This window comes from Arthrobacter sp. Soil_N43, from assembly GCF_057655195.1.
This window is the reverse complement of sequence record NZ_JBDGML010000108.1, coordinates 83,085-98,757: the sequence shown is the minus strand read 5'-3', so window position 1 is coordinate 98,757 and position 15,673 is coordinate 83,085. Positions and strand designations below refer to the sequence as shown.

General features: G+C 68.3%; 16 protein-coding genes. 13 read left to right on the top strand and 3 right to left on the bottom strand.

The features are described 5' to 3' along the window. On the bottom strand, positions 1 to 182 hold a 182-nt coding region (locus AC3A3W_RS16070; RefSeq protein ID WP_487444021.1), incomplete at its 3' end, for an alpha-amylase family glycosyl hydrolase. Beyond that, positions 179 to 1,150: a TIGR03885 family FMN-dependent LLM class oxidoreductase gene (locus AC3A3W_RS16065; RefSeq protein WP_487444020.1), complete on the bottom strand. Its 972-nt coding sequence runs from the start codon at positions 1,148 to 1,150 to the stop codon at positions 179 to 181. The genes AC3A3W_RS16065 and AC3A3W_RS16070, both read right to left, overlap by 4 nt. An 83-nt stretch (positions 1,151 to 1,233) precedes the next feature. Here AC3A3W_RS16065 and AC3A3W_RS16060 point away from each other — a divergent pair, with 83 nt between their 5' ends. After that, positions 1,234 to 2,301 (top strand): ATP-dependent DNA ligase, encoded by a 1,068-nt coding sequence (locus AC3A3W_RS16060; protein WP_487444019.1) that lies wholly within the window; start codon positions 1,234 to 1,236, stop codon positions 2,299 to 2,301. A 129-nt stretch (positions 2,302 to 2,430) separates the two neighbouring features. Here AC3A3W_RS16060 and AC3A3W_RS16055 read toward each other — a convergent pair whose 3' ends face one another. Next, on the bottom strand, positions 2,431 to 3,750 hold the full coding sequence (locus AC3A3W_RS16055; protein ID WP_487444018.1) for an MFS transporter: 1,320 nt from the start codon (positions 3,748 to 3,750) through the stop codon (positions 2,431 to 2,433). Between the two features lie 226 nt (positions 3,751 to 3,976). Here AC3A3W_RS16055 and AC3A3W_RS16050 point away from each other — a divergent pair, with 226 nt between their 5' ends. The 12 genes from AC3A3W_RS16050 to AC3A3W_RS15995 all read left to right on the top strand — a co-directional run bounded on the left by AC3A3W_RS16050 (position 3,977) and on the right by AC3A3W_RS15995 (position 15,547). Then, positions 3,977 to 4,855 (top strand): IclR family transcriptional regulator, encoded by an 879-nt coding sequence (locus tag AC3A3W_RS16050; RefSeq protein ID WP_487444017.1) that lies wholly within the window; start codon positions 3,977 to 3,979, stop codon positions 4,853 to 4,855. 147 nt (positions 4,856 to 5,002) lie between these two features. After that, positions 5,003 to 5,884 (top strand): shikimate dehydrogenase, encoded by an 882-nt coding sequence (locus AC3A3W_RS16045; RefSeq protein ID WP_487444016.1) that lies wholly within the window; start codon positions 5,003 to 5,005, stop codon positions 5,882 to 5,884. Next, on the top strand, positions 5,884 to 7,833 hold the full coding sequence (locus AC3A3W_RS16040) for a bifunctional sugar phosphate isomerase/epimerase/4-hydroxyphenylpyruvate dioxygenase family protein (protein WP_487444015.1): 1,950 nt from the start codon (positions 5,884 to 5,886) through the stop codon (positions 7,831 to 7,833). The genes AC3A3W_RS16045 and AC3A3W_RS16040 overlap by 1 nt, the downstream gene beginning before the upstream one ends. A 78-nt stretch (positions 7,834 to 7,911) precedes the next feature. After that, a complete protein-coding gene (pcaH, locus tag AC3A3W_RS16035) occupies positions 7,912 to 8,751 on the top strand; it encodes a protocatechuate 3,4-dioxygenase subunit beta (RefSeq protein ID WP_307869481.1) in 840 nt (279 codons plus the stop codon). Next, positions 8,744 to 9,325 (top strand): protocatechuate 3,4-dioxygenase subunit alpha, encoded by a 582-nt coding sequence (gene pcaG / locus AC3A3W_RS16030; protein WP_487444014.1) that lies wholly within the window; start codon positions 8,744 to 8,746, stop codon positions 9,323 to 9,325. Before pcaH ends, pcaG begins: the two co-directional genes overlap by 8 nt. Continuing rightward, the gene (locus tag AC3A3W_RS16025; RefSeq protein ID WP_487444013.1) at positions 9,322 to 10,806 is read left to right on the top strand and encodes a lyase family protein; all 1,485 of its coding nucleotides are present in this window, start codon (positions 9,322 to 9,324) and stop codon (positions 10,804 to 10,806) included. The genes pcaG and AC3A3W_RS16025 overlap by 4 nt, the downstream gene beginning before the upstream one ends. Continuing rightward, positions 10,799 to 11,617 (top strand): alpha/beta fold hydrolase, encoded by an 819-nt coding sequence (locus AC3A3W_RS16020; protein WP_487444012.1) that lies wholly within the window; start codon positions 10,799 to 10,801, stop codon positions 11,615 to 11,617. The genes AC3A3W_RS16025 and AC3A3W_RS16020 overlap by 8 nt, the downstream gene beginning before the upstream one ends. Then, the gene (gene pcaC, locus AC3A3W_RS16015) at positions 11,614 to 12,063 is read left to right on the top strand and encodes a 4-carboxymuconolactone decarboxylase (RefSeq protein WP_487444011.1); all 450 of its coding nucleotides are present in this window, start codon (positions 11,614 to 11,616) and stop codon (positions 12,061 to 12,063) included. The genes AC3A3W_RS16020 and pcaC overlap by 4 nt, the downstream gene beginning before the upstream one ends. After that, positions 12,060 to 13,256 (top strand): thiolase family protein, encoded by a 1,197-nt coding sequence (locus tag AC3A3W_RS16010; protein ID WP_487444010.1) that lies wholly within the window; start codon positions 12,060 to 12,062, stop codon positions 13,254 to 13,256. The genes pcaC and AC3A3W_RS16010 overlap by 4 nt, the downstream gene beginning before the upstream one ends. Before the next feature lie 3 nt (positions 13,257 to 13,259). Beyond that, entirely contained in the window at positions 13,260 to 13,919 is a 660-nt protein-coding gene (locus tag AC3A3W_RS16005) for a 3-oxoacid CoA-transferase subunit A (RefSeq protein WP_487444009.1), read from the top strand. Between the two features lies 1 nt (position 13,920). Then, complete coding sequence (locus AC3A3W_RS16000; protein WP_487444008.1) at positions 13,921 to 14,604, top strand: 3-oxoacid CoA-transferase subunit B; 684 nt, start codon at positions 13,921 to 13,923, stop codon at positions 14,602 to 14,604. 139 nt (positions 14,605 to 14,743) lie between these two features. Continuing rightward, the gene (locus AC3A3W_RS15995) at positions 14,744 to 15,547 is read left to right on the top strand and encodes an IclR family transcriptional regulator domain-containing protein (protein ID WP_487444007.1); all 804 of its coding nucleotides are present in this window, start codon (positions 14,744 to 14,746) and stop codon (positions 15,545 to 15,547) included. Positions 15,548 to 15,673 lie beyond the last annotated feature (126 nt).

The following is a 15,673-nucleotide window of genomic DNA, read 5'->3' as shown; positions in this document are numbered from 1 at the left end:
GACGGATAGAACGGCATCAGCCAGATGCAGCTGACACCCAGCGCGGCAAGGTAATCCACGCGCTGGGTGAGCCCGGCAAAGTCGCCGGTGCCGTCGCCGTCGTCGTCGAAAAAGGTCTCGACGTCGAGGCAGTAGATCACGGCGTTCTTCCACCACAGGTCCGAGGTCTCAGCGATTCTCATGCGGCGCGCACCTCCCGGAGCTGGGGCAGCACCTTGTCCGCGAACGCGTCGATGAACGGGGCCTGCTCCTGGCCCACAAAGTGGAGATACAGCTCGTCGAAGCCGAGGCCTGCATATTCCCCGAGCCACTCGGCGTGCTGGTCCAGGCTGGCGGAGATGTTCACCGATTTGCGGAGCTGTTCCTCGCCGACGTCCGCGCTGACCCCGTCGAAATGGGCGGCGGTGGGCAGGTCCCAGGGTATGGGCGGGGCAAAGATGTTGGATCTCCACTGGTCCATGGCAATGGCCACGGCATCGTTCTCGTCCGGCGCCCAGGACAGGTGGATCTGCAGGATCGCCTTGCCGCGGCCGCCGTTGTCGCGGTAGGCGCTGAGCATCTCGCGGAGCTTGTCATGGGGCTGGTTCACGGTGACCAGCCCGTCCGCCCAGGCGGCGGAGCGTCCGGCCGTCTCCACGCTGATGGCCGGCGCAATGAGCGGCGGCGGGGGCTCCGGAACGTCCCAGATCCGGGCCTGCTCCACCGTAACCAGGCCGTGGTGGGTGACCTCCTCGCCGGCGTGCAGGCGCCGGATGACATCCACGCATTCCTCGAGCCGCTGCTGCCGGGTCTCCTTCAGCGGCCACGGGTCTCCGGTGATGTGCTCGTTCATGTTCTCCCCGCTGCCCAGGGCTACCCAGAACCGTTCCGGGAACATGGAGGCCAGGGTGGCGGAGGCATGCGCAATGATGGCGGGGTGGTACCGCTGGCCCGGCGCATTGACCACTCCGAACCGCATCCTGGTGGTTGCCAGTGCCGCCCCCAGCCAGGACCAGGCGAATCCGGAATGACCCTGCCGCGCGGACCAGGGTTCGATGTGGTCCGAGCACATGGCCGCGTCGAAGCCGGCCTCCTCCGCGTGCTGGACATCCTTCAGGAGCTGTCCCGGGCTGATCTGTTCATGCGACGCGTGAAATCCGATGGCTGCCATCGTTCATGTCTACCGGGGGCCGGCCACCGTGTCGAGGGCTCCAGGGGTGGCGCCTTTGTGGGACCCGGGTAAGAATGGGGCCTATGCAGCTGCCGGTCATGCCCCCCGTTTCTCCGATGCTTGCCAAATCGGTGGCCACCATCCCGGACGGGGCCATGAGCTACGAGCCGAAGTGGGACGGGTTCCGGTCCATCATTTTCCGCGACGACGACGACGTGGAGATCGGCAGCCGCAACGAAAAGCCGATGACGCGCTACTTCCCCGAGCTCGTGGAGGCGCTGAAGGCCAACCTGCCGCCAAAATGCGTGCTCGACGGCGAGATCGTGCTGGTGGGTGCCTCCGGGGACCGGCTCGACTTCGACGCCCTGCAGCAGCGGATCCACCCGGCAGCGAGCAGGGTCAAGATGCTGGCCGAACAGACGCCGGTGAAGTTCGTCGCCTTCGACCTGCTGGCGCTCGGTGATGACGACCTCAGCGGCAGGCCGTTCGCGGAGCGCCGCGCCGCCCTGGAACAGGTCCTGGCCAGTGCCGGCCCGCCGATCCACATGACCGCCGCCACGCAGGACCGGGAGCTGGCCGGGAAATGGTTCCACCAGTTTGAAGGCGCCGGGCTGGACGGGATCATCGCCAAGCCCCTCAACGGCGTGTACCAGCCGGACAAGCGGGTCATGTTCAAGGTCAAGCATGAGCGGACGGCGGACTGTGTCCTGGCCGGCTACCGGGTGCACAAGAGCGGCCCGGACGCCATCGGATCGCTGCTGCTGGGTCTGTACAGGCCAGACGGTGAACTCGCCAGCGTGGGTGTGGTGGGCGCCTTTCCGATGCAGCGGCGGCGGGACCTGTTTGAGGAACTCCAGCCGCTGGTCACCGACTTCGAGGACCACCCGTGGGCCTGGGCCAAACAGGAGGACGGCACCCGCACTCCGCGCAACGCCGAGGGCAGCCGCTGGAGCGCGGGCAAGGACCTGTCCTTCACGCCGCTGCGTCCCGAACGGGTGCTGGAAGTGAAGTACGACCACATGGAGGGCGAGCGGTTCCGCCATACGGCCCAGTTCGTGCGCTGGCGCCCTGACCGCGAGCCTGAGTCATGCACCTATGAGCAGCTGGAGGAGCCGGTGAAGTTCGACCTCGCAGAGGTGCTGGCCACTTAAAAAGGGGCGGGCCGCCGTCGTGACCTTCTTTGAAGCCGAACCGGCCAAATAGGCGGGGACTCGCCGTGTCGCGGGGCGTTTGGTGGGCAAACGGGGTCACGACGGCGGGACTCACCTGCGCCCGATGGGCTACTTGAGGCCGAGCTGCTGCGTGGGAACCCTGAAGGTTTCCTTGGCCGTGAGGGCAGAGACCGCGGCGATGGTGCAGATGACGGCGGTGAAGACGCTGATCTGGACCCAGCCGCCGGGCTTGATGCCGCCCATGGCTGCCACGATCGCCGGTGCGAATCCGGCCATCAGGAAGCCGAGCTGGGTGCCGATGGCCAGGCCGGAGAAGCGGACCTTGGTGCTGAACATCTCGGCGTAGAAGGACGGCCAGACGGCATTCGAGGCTGCGTAGCCGCAGGAGAAGAAGCCGATGGCGGCCAGGAACATCAGCGGAACGCTGCCTGATTCGAGGCTGAGCAGGAACACCGGGGTGAGGATGGCGCTGGACAGCGCGCCGTAGATGAAGACGGGCTTGCGGCCGATCTTGTCGGCGAGCCGGCCGAACAGCGGCTGCGTGCCCAGGGCCACGAGGTTGGCGCCGACAACGAGCCACAGGGTGGTGGTGCCGTCCACGCCGGCCACGGTCTTGGCGTAGCTGATGGCCAGGGTGCCAAACACGGTGGAGACGGCGGCAATGAAGGCACAGCAGATGACACGGAGGACATCGCGCCAGTGGGTCTTCAGCAGGTCGGCAACGGGAAGCTTGGCGATCTGGGCGGTCTTCTGTGCTTCCTCGAAGGCCGGCGGCTCGTGCAGGGTGCGGCGGATGAAGAACGCCACGATGACCACCACGGCGCTGAGCCAGAACGGAACGCGCCAGCCGATGCCGTACTTGATCTCGTCGGGGAGGGCGAGGACCGGGATGAAGACGAGTGCGGCGAGGATCTGGCCGCCCTGGGTGCCGGTGAGGGTCCAGGAGGTGAAGAAGGAACGGCGGTTGTCCGGGGCGTGCTCCAGGGTCATGGAGGAGGCGCCGGCCTGTTCGCCGGCCGCGGAGAGGCCCTGGCAGAGGCGGGCCAGCACCAGCAGGGCCGGGGCCCACCAGCCGACGGTGTTGAAGTCCGGGAGGCAGCCGATCAGGAACGTCGAGGCGCCCATGAGCAGCAGGGTGAACATGAGGACCTTCCGCCGGCCAACCCGGTCGCCGAAGTGGCCCAGGATGACGGCGCCCACAGGTCGGGCCACATAGGCGAAGCCGAAGGTGGCGAAGGACATGATGGCGGCGTTCGCGTCAGCATTCGGGAAGAAGACCGTGGGGAAGATCAGTGCGGCGGCGGAGCCGAAGATGAAGAAGTCGTAGTACTCGACTGCGCTGCCGAGGAAGCTGGCGAGGGCTGCCTTCTTGGGGGTCCCGGCCGGGGCAACAGCGGCCGGCGTCGTGGACGGGAGTATCTGGCTCATGGAGTTCCTTCAGTGTGACGACATTGTCGCGGATGTATCGGGAAGGTCGCAGCCGCTGTCCATGGTTGGGGAAGGGGCGGCTGGAGGTCCTTGAAGACCCGGACGAAGTAGCCACATGGTGGGAGCTACTTGCGCGATACAGCAACTATGGCTGTGAGGGGGGTCACCTGTCAAGAAAGTTATTCACGATATAGAAATAGCTCTCACATTGTGGCAACATCGACTCATGAGTGTGAAAGAAGCCACAGGCAGCAATGCCGGTATCCCGTCCCCGGAAGAAGAAACATCGGCGGAAGAGCCGGCCACAGAGCCGGAGGCGCAGGCCAAGCCGGCAAAATCCGCGAAGGGCGACTCCCGGACGGACATGGTGGGCAAAGCCCTGGGCCTGCTGGTGCTACTCGGCGATGAGCCCCGCGGCGCCAGTGCCTCCGACCTCTCCCGCCGGGCTGAACTGCCTTTCAGCACCACCTACCGGCTCCTCGGTTCGCTGACCCGCGACGGCTTCGTGGACTATGAGCCGGATGGCCGCCGGTACCACCTGGGCCTGCGCATCTTCCAGCTGGGCCAGCGGGTGTCCAACCATCACGGGTTTGCCGGCACCGCGCTCCCCATCCTGCGCCGCGTCACCGAGCAGTCGGGGGAGGCCACCATCCTGTCCGTGCGGGACGGCATCCACCACCTCACCGTGAACAAGGTGGACGGCCCGCAGACCTTCCGGGTCACCAGCGACCCCGGCCACCTCGGGGCCCTCCACACGACCGCCGTCGGCAAGGCACTCGTGGCGTTCGCCGAGGATTCCGAGCGGGAACGGCTCCTCGAGGAGCTGCCGCTGGAGCCGCTCACGGAAGTCTCCATTACCGACCGGGCCCAGTTCCGCGCCGAAATCGACAAGGTCCGGCGCCAGGGCTACGCCGTCATGGACGAGGAAAACGAGCTCGGCATGCGTGCCGTGGCCGTGCCGGTCTTCAACTCCCAGGGCGTGGCCTTTGCCTCGCTCGCCACCGCCGTTCCCGTGTTCCGGCTCAGCCTGGAGGCGCTCGTGGCGCTGGTGCCGCTGCTTCAGGACGCCGCGGCGGAGCTCGCCGCCAGGCTGCCGCAGCGCTGATCGGCCACCCAACTCCGCTAAATTGTTCGTATAGAGAACAAGAGTGCATCATATGAACTTTTGCTGTACCGTAATCCCTATCACCTGGCCGGCACGGCGCCTTCCGCGTCCCGCAGGCCGTGTGCCGTTGTCAAAGGAGCCGCACGCATGAGCAATCGAACTGAGTCCTACCTCGTGGGACTGGTCGGCGATGGCGTGATGCCGTCACTCTCTCCCCACATGCATGAACGCGAAGGCGATCTACAGGGGCTGCGGTACCTGTACCGGCCCATTGATCTCCTGGAGCTGGGCCTTCCCGCCACGTCCATCGGCGACTTGCTGCAGAGCGCCTCCCGGATGGGCTTCAACGGGCTGAACATCACGCATCCGTGCAAACAGCTGGTTTTGGAGCACCTGGACGAGGTCGCCCCCGACGCCGCGAGGCTGGGCGCCGTCAACACCGTGGTCATCCAGGACGGCCGCTTCATCGGCCACAACACCGACTTCTCCGGCTTTGCCGCCGCGCTCGCCTCCGGCCTCCCGGACGCGAAGCTGGACCGTGTGGTCCAGCTGGGAGCGGGCGGTGCCGGCTCAGCCGTCGCCTACGCCCTCCTCACCGCCGGCGTCCAGACGCTGGACCTCGTGGACATGGACCCGGCGCGGAGCGCAGAACGGGCCGCCGAACTGTCCGCCTTCTTCCCGGACCGCGTCATCACAGGGCGCCCGACGGCGGCGCTGCCGCAGCTCATGGCCCAGGCCGACGGCCTGGTGCACTGCACCCCCGTGGGCATGGCGGCCCACCCCGGCACGCCGCTGGACATGGCACTCGTGGAGCCGCGCCACTGGGTGGCGGACATCGTGTACCGGCCCATCGAAACCGACCTGGTCCGCGAGGCCCGCGCCAAAGGCTGCGACGTGCTCGACGGCGGGCGCATGGCAGTGGGCCAGGCCGCCGACGCCTTCCGGATCTTCACGGGCCTCGACGCCGACGCCGAGCGGATGCGCGCGCACTTCCTGGAGCTCATCGCCGCGGAAGAGGTGGCTGTCTGATGCGAACCGGCATCGCCACCGTATGCCTGTCCGGCACCCTCAAGGAAAAGATGCAGGCCTGCGCCATAGCGGGCTTCGACGGCATTGAAATCTTCGAGCAGGACCTCGTGACCTCCCCGCTGAGCCCGGAGGACGTCCGCAGGATGGCGGCCGACCTGGGCCTCACCCTGGATCTGTACCAGCCGTTCCGCGACTTTGACAGCGTTTCTGAGGACCTGCTGGCCGCCAACCTCCGCCGCGCCGACGCCAAGTTCAGGCTGATGTCCCGGCTGGGCATGGACACCATGCTGGTCTGTTCCAACGTCGCCACCGCCACGATCGACGACGACGGGCTGCGCGCCAGGCAGCTCGCCGCCCTGGCGGAACTGGCCGGGGACCACGGCGTCCGGGTGGCCTACGAGGCACTCGCCTGGGGCAAATACGTCAACGACTACGAGCACGCGCACCGTCTCGTGGAAATGGTGGACCATCCCAACCTCGGCACGTGCCTGGACTCGTTCCACATCCTGTCCCGCGACTGGGACACCGCGCCCATCGAGGACATCAACGCCGGGAAGATCTTCTTCGTCCAGGTGGCGGACGCCCCCAAGCTCTCCATGGACGTGCTGTCCTGGAGCCGTCACTACCGCGTCTTCCCGGGCGAGGGCCAGTTCGAGCTGGCCAAGTTCATGGGGCACGTGGTCCGCGCCGGCTACACCGGCCCGGTGTCCCTGGAGGTCTTCAACGACGTCTTCCGCCAGTCCGACGTCGAACGCACCGCCGTTGACGCCATGCGCTCGCTGATCTGGCTCGAGGAACAAAGCGCCAAGTGGCTCGAGGCAAACGCTGCTAACGGAGCCGCGGGCACTGCTGCTGGTGGTCCTCCGGCCCCTGCCCGCCGTCGTTATCCCATGGAACTGGCCACGCTTCCGCAGGTCGCCGAACCGGCGGGCTTCAACTTCGCCGAAGTCAAGGCGGCGGACACGGCCGCCCTGGAAACCGTCCTGGGCCAGCTCGGTTTCGAGTTCAACGGCCGGCACCGCACCAAGGACGTGCAGCTGTGGACCATGGGCCACGCCCGCGTGATCATCAACGAACAGGCCCCATCGGGCTCTGCGGCGCCGGCCAGCGCCGCCGGTATCGCCGCGCTGGGATTTGACGTCGATTCGCCCGTAATTGCGTCGGCCCGCGCCCAGCAGCTCAAGGCTCCGGCGGTGCCGCGCAAGAGCCAGGCCAACGAGGAGGTGTTCCAGGGCTTCGCCGCCCCGGACTCCACCGAAATCTTCCTGTGCCAGGGAAGCCCCGACGGGACCGCGGCCTGGATCAACGAATTTGGCGAACCCCGCGAGTTCGGCGAGGGGCTTGAGGTGCCCTCCGGCGGCCAGAGCGCCGTGATCGACCACGTCAACCTTGCCCAGCCGTGGCAGCACTTCGACGAGGCCGTCCTGTTTTACACCAGCGCCCTCGCCCTGGAACCGCAGCCCTACGCCGAGGTGGCCAGCCCCAGCGGACTGGTCCGCTCCCAGGTCATGCAGACCTCGGACCGCGCCGTGCGGCTGGTGCTGAACCTGGCTCCGCTGCTCCAGCAGGACGGAACCCGGCACAAGACCTACCAGGAGCACATCGCGTTCGCGGTGGATGACCTGGTGGCCACGGCACGCTCCGCCCGGGAGCGGGGGCTGAACTTCCTGCAGATCCCGGCGAACTACTACGAGGACCTGGACGCCCGCTTCGGGCTGGACCCCGCGTTCCTGGCAACGCTCCAGGAGCTGAACCTGCTCTACGACCGTGACGGGGACGGTGAGTTCCTGCACTTCTACACCGCCACGGTGGGCAGCGTGTTCTTCGAAATGGTGGAACGCCGCGGCAAATATGACGGCTACGGGGCACCGAACGCGCCGGTGCGCCACGCCGTCCAGTACGACCACCTGCACCAACTGACCAGTTCCACCCATTCCACCACCCACTGAAAGGAGGCTGCTGTGCCTGAAGACGTGAATCTTGAGACGTACAACGCTGACGCGCTCACCGAGGACCTCGCCGACGCAGTGACCGACCTGCACAAGCCGGCCCCCCAGGCCGCCCCTGCTCCGGCGCCCCGCGTCGAAACCCAGCAGGATCTCAGCGCCGAGATCAAGGCGCTCGGCGAGGCCTACGCCGAGGCCCTGAAGGGCGGTGCGCCCAAGGAAACCCAGCCGCGGCTGGACTTCGCACCGTACCGCAGCAGCATCCTGCGCCACCCCACCAAGAGCCTGCACCATGCGGACCCGGAGACCATCGAGCTGCATTCCCCGGCGTTCGGCCACCAGGACGTGCACGCGCTGGAGTCAGACCTGACCATCCAGCACAACGGCGAGCCGCAGGGTGAACGCATCATCGTTGCCGGCCGCGTGCTCGACGGCGACGGCCGCCCCGTGGCCGGCCAGCTCGTGGAAATCTGGCAGGCCAACTCCTCCGGCCGCTACATCCACAAGCGCGACCAGCACCCCGCCCCGCTGGACCCCAACTTCACCGGCGTGGGCCGCTGCATCACCGGCCCCGACGGCTCCTACCGCTTCACCACGATCAAGCCCGGCGCCTACCCCTGGAAGAACCACCTCAACGCCTGGCGGCCCGCGCACATCCACTTCTCGCTGTTCGGCACGGAGTTCACCCAGCGCATCGTCACGCAGATGTACTTCCCGGGCGACCAGCTCTTCCCGCTGGACCCGATCTACCAGTCGATCGTGGACCAGGACGCCCGCGACCGCCTCGTGGCCTCCTACGACCACGACCTCACCGAGCCGGAATGGGCCCTCGGCTACAACTGGGACATCGTGCTGACCGGTTCCAAGCGGACCTGGACCGAAAATGAAGCCCTTGGGGCGGAAGGTGACGATCATGAGTAAGCTGACCGCAACACCCGGCCAGACCGTGGGCCCCTTCTACGGCTACGCCCTGCCCTACGAGAAGGACCGCGAGCTGCTGGCACCGGGCTCCCCGGGTTCCATCCGCCTGCAGGGCACCGTGTATGACGGCGCCGGGCACCCGATCCCCGACGCCATCCTGGAAATCTGGCAGCCGGACTCCGAAGGCAACATCATCCGCCGGACCGGCTCGCTGGTCCGCGACGGCTACACCTTCACCGGTTTCGGCCGCAGCGCCGTGGGCAATTCCGGCGTGTACACCTTCACCACGGTGAACCCCGGACCCACCAAACCCGGCGCCGCGGCCTTCATCTCGGTCGCCGTCTTTGCGCGAGGCCTCATGAACCGCCTCTTCACACGGATTTACCTGCCGGAGAACGAAGAAGCGCTGGCGGCGGACCCGCTGCTCTCCTCGCTGGACCCCGAGCGCCGCAAGACCCTGATCGCCCGCCGCGACGCCGACGGCGGACTCACCTGGGACATCCGCCTACAGGGCGAGGGCGAAACCGTCTTCCTCGACTTCGAGGGAACCGGAACCGAGGGTGCCGCACAGTGACCGTGTACCAGCCTGCCGGCAGCGACGGTGACGTCGGGCTGCTCAGTCCCGTTTCGGCGTCGCCCCTGGTGGCGGCGCTGACAGGCGACCGTGCCGTCCTGGCTGCGATCCTGGCCGTCGAGGCCGGCTGGGCTGCGGTGCTGGAGAAGCACGACCTCGCTCCGGCCGGCTCCGCCGCCGTCGTGGCCCACGCGGCCGACGCGTCACGCTATGACCCGGCCGACATTGCCGTGCGCGCGCAGGGCGGCGGCAACCCGGTCATCCCGCTGCTGGCGGACCTCCGCGCGCAGGTCAAGGCACTGGACACCGGGAGTGCCGGTGCACCCGGCGTTGGTGCACTGCGTGCCGTGCACACCTCGCTCACCAGCCAGGACGTGCTGGACACCGCCCTCATGCTGCTGGCGCGGAACACCGTTTCGGCGCTGCTCGCGGACGTGAAAGGCACGACGGCGGCGCTCGCCCGCCTCGCGGAGCAGCATGCTGAGACGCTGTGCGTGGGCAGGAGCCTGACGCAGCATTCGCTGCCGTTCACGTTCGGGCTCAAGGCAGCACAGTGGTTCCACGGGCTGGCCGCCGCTGCGCGCCGGCTCGAGGCCCTGGAGCTGCCCGTCCAGACCGGCGGCGCGGCGGGCACCCTGGCCGCGGGCACCGTGCTGACGGCCGGATCGGGCACGGATCCGTTTCTTCTGTCGGATGACCTTGCCGGCCAGTTGGGACTCGCTGCCACCCCGGCGCCTTGGCACACCAACCGGATCGCCGTCACCTCGCTGGGGGATTCCCTGGCGGGGGTGGTGGACGCGCTCGGCAAGATCGCTTCCGATGTGCTGTTCCTGAGCCGCCCCGAGGTGGCCGAGGTGGCCGAACCCCGGGCGCCGGGCCGCGGCGTTTCCTCCGCCATGCCGCAAAAGCAGAACCCGGTGCTGTCCGTGCTGGTGCGCAGCGCCGCACTCCAGGCCCCGGCGCTGGCGGCGCAGCTGCATCTTGCGGCGGCCACCTTCAACGACGAACGCCCCGACGGCGCCTGGCACAGCGAATGGCCGGCCCTGCGCCAGCTGCTCGCCCTGGCACTGGGTGCGGCCGGACACCTGCGCGAACTCGCCGAAGGGCTGCAGGTATTCCCGGAGGGCATGCGCCGCAACCTGGACCTGTCCGGGCCGCTTCTGCTGAGCGAGGGCGTGTCCGCCGCCGTGGCTCCGCTCCTTTCCGCTGACGGATCCGGCGCCGATGGCAAGCAGCAGCTGCAGGCCGTCGTCGACTGGACCCTGCAGGCTCCCGCTGCCGAGCAGGCGGACACCTACCGCCGGCTGCTCCGCGAGGCAGTCCCGGCGGACACGCTCTCGGACGCCCGGCTGGAGGACCTGCTTAACCCCGCCAGCTACCTCGGCCAGGCCGCCGGGATCTCGCGGCGGATCCTGGCCGCCTTCCCGGACTTTGCGCCGACCCCAACCGAAAAAGACGGAAACGGAGACTCCCGTGGCTAGACCAACACTGAAGGCAGTGCTGCTTTCTCCCCAGCGCACGCTGGGCGACAAACCCCTCCTCATCGTGGGGCCGTCGCTCGGCACCTCCTCGCTGGTGTGGGCGCAGGCCGGTTCGCTCCTGGCCAGCGACGTCGACGTCGTCGCCTGGGACCTGCCCGGCCACGGCGTCTCTCCGGCCGCTACGGAACCGTTCAGCGTCGCGGAACTGGCGGACGCCGTCGTCGAACTCGTCGACTCGATCGCCCCCGGCGAGACGTTCCACTACGCCGGCGTTTCGCTGGGCGGGGCCACCGGCCTGCAGCTCGCCATCAAACACGGCGACCGGCTGAAGAGCCTCTCCGTGCAGTGCTCCGGCGCCAAGCTCGGCACGCCCGAAGCCTGGCAGGAACGCGCGGAAACCGTCCGCACCCAGGGCACCCCCGTGATGATCCAGGGCTCGGCCGGGCGCTGGTTCGCACCCGGCTTCATGGACCGGGAACCGGAGCTGAGCAGCCGCCTGCTGCACTCCCTCCGCGACACCGACCGCTTCAGCTACGCCTTCTGCTGCGAGGCCCTGGCCGGCTTCGACGTCCGCGGCGAGCTCGGCAGCATCACCGTCCCCACCCAGGCGGTAGCCGGCGCGGAGGACTCTGTTGCGCCGCCGTCGTTTGCCCAAGAAATCGCGGACGGCATCACCGCCGGGGGAGGCACGGCTTCCGCCGCCACCCTCGAAGGCGTGGCGCACCTGGCACCGGCCGAGGCACCCGGCCACGTGGCCGAGCTGTTGCGGAGCCTCATTTTCTGGGCCGAATCCCGAGGAGCAGCCAAGTGAGCGGCAGCGAACGCGCTGAACGCCATGGCGTCGTCCAGCCGGACGCCACCAGCCAGGAAATTTACGACGGCGGCATGGTGGTTAGGCGCGAGGTGCTCGGCGACGCGCACGTGGACCGCGCCAACGCCAACAAGGACGCCTTCACCGAGGACTTCCAGGACATGATCACCCGTATCGCGTGGGGCGGCATCTGGACCCGTCCGGGCCTGCCGCGCCAGATGCGCTCCGCCGTCACCATCACCGCCATGGTGGCGCACGGACACTGGGAAGAACTGGCCATGCACATCCGCGCGGCCATCACCAACGGCCTGAGCAGGGACGAAATCAAGGAAATCCTGCTGCAGACCGCCATCTACTGCGGGGTTCCCTCCGCCAACACCGCCTTCAAGACCGCGCAGCAGGTCTTCAAAGAAATCGATACAGCAGAAATGGACCAGACCGCATGAACCAGGCTTTTGTGTACGACGCCGTTCGCACGCCTTTCGGAAAGTTCGGCTCCGGCCTCGCTGCCGTCCGCCCGGATGACCTCGCCGCGCACGTGATCGGTGAGTCCGTGAAGCGTGCGCCGCAGCTCGACGTGGAGCGGATCGACGAGGTGGTGTTCGGCAACGCCAACGGCGCCGGGGAAGAGAACCGCAACATCGCCCGCATGGGCACCCTGCTGGCCGGACTGCCGGTCTCGATCCCCGGCACCACGGTCAACCGGCTCTGCGGCTCGTCCCTGGACGCCGCGATCATCGCCTCGCGGCAGATCAACGCCGGCGACGCCGAGCTGGTGCTGGTGGGCGGCGCCGAGTCGATGTCCCGTGCCCCGTGGGTGCTGCCCAAGACGGAGAAGCCCTACCCGGCCGGGGACATGACCCTGGCCTCGACCACGCTGGGCTGGCGCCTGGTGAACAAGGCCATGCCGGCGGAGTGGACCATTTCGCTGGGCGAGGCCACCGAGCGGCTGCGGGAGAAGTACGGTGTGACCCGCGAGCAGCAGGACGAGTTCGCCGCGAACTCGCACAACCTCTCCGCCGCGGCCTGGGACGAGGGGTTCTACGACAACCTGGTCGCCCCGGTGCCGGGCACGGACCTCGTCCGGGACGAGGGCATCCGCGCAGGGTCCTCGGCCGAGAAGCTGGCCGGGCTGAAGACGGTGTTCCGGACCGAGAACGGCACCGTCACCGCCGGGAACGCGTCCCCACTGTCCGACGGCGCCTCCGCGGCCTGGATCGGATCCGAGAACGCCGCCGGGCTGCTGGGAATGGAGCCGCTGGCCCGGATCGCGGGCCGCGGCGCGCACGCCAACGACCCCCAGTACTTCGGCTACGCCCCCGTGGAGGCCGCGAACAATGCCCTCGCGAAGGCGGGCATCGGCTGGGACCAGGTGGGCGCCGTCGAACTTAACGAAGCGTTCGCCGCGCAGTCCCTGGCCTGCATCAACGCCTGGGGCATCGACCCCACGATCGTGAACCGCCACGGCGGCGCGATCGCCATGGGCCACCCGCTCGGGGCCTCCGGCACCCGCATCCTCGGCACCCTGGCCCGCAGCCTCCAGGCCTCGGGGGAGCGCTGGGGCGTCGCCGCGATCTGCATCGGCGTCGGGCAGGGCCTGGCCGTGGTGCTGGAAAACGTAACTTCTAAGAAGGGCTAAGCGATGCTGACTTTCATTGACACCGTCGGCGAGGCCGTGGCCGGCATCAAGGACGGCTCCACGGTGATGATCGGCGGGTTCGGCAACGCCGGGCAGCCGTTCGAACTGATCGACGCGCTGCTGGACGGCGGCGCCACGGACCTGACCGTGGTGAACAACAACGCCGGCCAGGGCGACCAGGGGCTCGCGCTGCTGATCAAGGAAGGGCGCGTCCGCAAGATGATCTGCTCCTTCCCCCGGCAGTCCGACTCCTGGCACTTCGACGCCAAGTACAAGGCCGGGCAGATCGAGCTGGAACTCGTGCCGCAGGGCAACTTGGCTGAGCGCATCCGCGCCGCCGGCGCCGGTATCGGCGGCTTCTTCACCCCCACCGGCTACGGCACCATGCTCGCCGAGGGCAAGGAAACCCGGATCATCGACGGCCGCGGGCAGGTCTTCGAGACCCCCATCCACGCCGACGTCGCCCTCATCAAGGCGCTCAAGGCCGACGGCGTCGGAAACCTCGTGTACCGCAAGACCGCCCGGAACTTCGGCCCGATCATGGCCGCGGCCGCGGAGCACACCATCGCCCAGGTGTCGGAGATCGTGCCGACCGGCGGGCTGGATCCGGAGAACGTCGTGACCCCCGGCATTTACGTCAACAGCATTGTGAAGGTGGCCTGACATGAGCATCCAGACCGCGTCCCTCCAGACCAGCGACAAGCCCCTGGGCCGGGATGACCTCGCCCGGCTGGTGGCCCGCGACATCAAGCCCGGCTCGTTCGTGAACCTTGGGATCGGGCAGCCCACGCTGGTGTCCAACTACCTCCAGCCCGAGCAGAACATCACGCTCCACACCGAGAACGGGATGCTGGGCATGGGGCCTGAGGCGACCGGGGACCAGATCGACGGCGACCTCATCAACGCCGGCAAGATCCCCGTCACCGAGCTGCCCGGGGCGTCCTACTTCCACCACGCCGACTCGTTCGCGATCATGCGCGGCGGGCACCTGGACATCTGCGTCCTCGGCGCGTTCCAGGTCTCCGCCACCGGCGACCTCGCCAACTGGCACACCGGGGCGCCGGACGCGATTCCTGCCGTGGGCGGCGCGATGGACCTGGCCACGGGCGCGAAGGACGTGTTCGTGATGATGACGCTGCTCACCCGCGACGGCGCCTCGAAGATCGTGGAGGCCTGCACGTACCCGCTTACCGGCGTGGGCTGCGTGACGCGGGTCTACACGGACAGGGCCGTGTTCCTGACCGGCCCCGAGGGCGTCCAGGTCCGCGAAACCTTCGGCTGCACCCTCGAGGAGCTCCAGGCCCTGGTGCCCGTCCCCCTCACGGCAGCCCCCGCCGTCGAACACTAACCCCGCCCAATTCCGTCCTTCCTTCCAGCGCGAACGGACACTTGAGGCCCCGCGAACCCGCAGATTCAGGGCCTTAAGTGTCCGTTCGCGCTTCGGGGTGGGGCTTAAGTGTCCGTTCGCGCCAATAGGATGGGTAACCATGAGCGACGCAGCAGCAGGGACCGCACCGGCGGCGAGCGACCAGTACGTGCAGTCGCTGGCGCGTGGGCTGGCCGTGATCCGGGCATTCGACACCGACCACTCCGTCATGACCCTCACCGAAGTGGCCGCCCGCACCGACCTGACCCGCGCCACCGCCCGCCGTTTCCTGCACACCCTCGTGGAGCTCGGCTATGTCCGAACCGACGGGAAGACCTTCGCGCTGACGGCCCAGGTGCTGCAGCTCGGCTACGCCTACCTGTCAGGGCTGTCCCTTCCGCAGTTGGCACAGCCGCACCTCGAGGAGCTGTCCCTGAAGCTCGGCGAGTCCACGTCGGCGGCCGTTTTGGACGGAACCGACATCGCCTACATCGCCCGTGTCACCACCCGCCGGATCATGACGATCGGCATCACGGTGGGCACGCGGTTCCCCGCCTATGCCACATCGATGGGCAGGGTGCTCCTCGCAGCCCTCCCGCCCGAGCAGCTCAAGCAATACCTGGCGGCGGCGGAGATCAAACCGCTCACGCCCCGTGCCATCGGCACGGTGAAGGAACTCCTGGCCGTCCTCGACACAGTACGGGCCCAAGGCTGGTGCCTGCTGGACCAGGAGCTCGAACTGGGGCTGATGTCCGTGGCCGCGCCCGTCTATCACGGTCCCAAGGTGGTGGCCGCGGTCAACGTTTCCCTGCAGGCCCAGTCCGTGGCAGCCAAGCCCGATCCCGAGGCGTTCCTGGAATCCGTGCGGAAGGAAATCGTGGCCACGGCAGAAAAGATCTCCACAGACTTTTCCACCGGCCGGTAGCAGCCCGCCCTCAAATTTCCCCCCGTCGTTGGCGTACCGCCCGGCGCCCGGGGGCCATAGACTCTAGCCAACTACGTGCAGCAGCGCCGCTCCGTGAATCCCGCCCCGGGCGGGACGCCGGGGGAG

Excerpts from the sequence above, each read along its gene's own strand:
- AC3A3W_RS16060 (WP_487444019.1), top strand. The coding sequence starts at position 1,234 with ATGCAGCTGCCGGTCATGCCCCCCGTTTCTCCGATGCTTGCCAAATCG.
- AC3A3W_RS16045 (WP_487444016.1), top strand. The coding sequence starts at position 5,003 with ATGAGCAATCGAACTGAGTCCTACCTCGTGGGACTGGTCGGCGATGGC.
- AC3A3W_RS16005 (WP_487444009.1), top strand. The coding sequence starts at position 13,260 with ATGCTGACTTTCATTGACACCGTCGGCGAGGCCGTGGCCGGCATCAAG.
- AC3A3W_RS16055 (WP_487444018.1), bottom strand. The coding sequence starts at position 3,750 with ATGAGCCAGATACTCCCGTCCACGACGCCGGCCGCTGTTGCCCCGGCC.
- AC3A3W_RS16040 (WP_487444015.1), top strand. The coding sequence starts at position 5,884 with ATGCGAACCGGCATCGCCACCGTATGCCTGTCCGGCACCCTCAAGGAA.
- AC3A3W_RS16000 (WP_487444008.1), top strand. The coding sequence starts at position 13,921 with ATGAGCATCCAGACCGCGTCCCTCCAGACCAGCGACAAGCCCCTGGGC.
- AC3A3W_RS16050 (WP_487444017.1), top strand. The coding sequence starts at position 3,977 with ATGAGTGTGAAAGAAGCCACAGGCAGCAATGCCGGTATCCCGTCCCCG.
- AC3A3W_RS15995 (WP_487444007.1), top strand. The coding sequence starts at position 14,744 with ATGAGCGACGCAGCAGCAGGGACCGCACCGGCGGCGAGCGACCAGTAC.
- pcaG (WP_487444014.1), top strand. The coding sequence starts at position 8,744 with ATGAGTAAGCTGACCGCAACACCCGGCCAGACCGTGGGCCCCTTCTAC.
- AC3A3W_RS16065 (WP_487444020.1), bottom strand. The coding sequence starts at position 1,150 with ATGGCAGCCATCGGATTTCACGCGTCGCATGAACAGATCAGCCCGGGA.
- AC3A3W_RS16010 (WP_487444010.1), top strand. The coding sequence starts at position 12,060 with ATGAACCAGGCTTTTGTGTACGACGCCGTTCGCACGCCTTTCGGAAAG.